Consider the following 450-nt stretch of genomic DNA (forward strand, 5'->3'; position numbering starts at 1 on the left):
AACCCGAAGATGTTTCTTTCGATTCATCATCGTGTTGCGAAAATTTGAGAGACTCGAACACACTTAACGTGTGTCGTTTCAATTTTCAGCTTGATCCAGATTTTTAAAGAGCAAAACTTCGCAGTGAACCTTTGCAGGTACACTCTGAAGTATTTTTTATTTAATCACTACAGAGATGGTGGAGCTATGCGGGATCGAACCGCAGACCTCCTGCGTGCAAAGCAGGCGCTCTCCCAGCTGAGCTATAGCCCCATAACATGTAGTTAAAACCTCTTCAAATTTGCGGTGCAAATTTGGTAGGCCTGAGTGGACTTGAACCACCGACCTCACCCTTATCAGGGGTGCGCTCTAACCACCTGAGCTACAAGCCTGTAGAGGTTTTACTGCTCATTTTCATCAGACAATCTGTGTGAGCACTTCAAAGAACGCTTCTTTAAGGTAAGGAGGTGA

General features: G+C 44.9%; 2 tRNA genes. Both read right to left on the reverse strand.

Annotated elements, in window-relative coordinates:
- Positions 1-176 precede the first annotated feature (176 nt).
- Positions 177-252: transfer RNA gene (locus tag BEG40_RS21570), tRNA-Ala, on the reverse strand.
- A 42-nt stretch (positions 253-294) separates the two neighbouring features.
- Positions 295-371: transfer RNA gene (locus BEG40_RS21575), tRNA-Ile, on the reverse strand.
- Positions 372-450 lie beyond the last annotated feature (79 nt).

The sequence above is a fragment of the Escherichia sp. MOD1-EC5495 genome (assembly GCF_002965965.1).
Classification (GTDB): domain Bacteria; phylum Pseudomonadota; class Gammaproteobacteria; order Enterobacterales; family Enterobacteriaceae; genus Escherichia; species Escherichia ruysiae.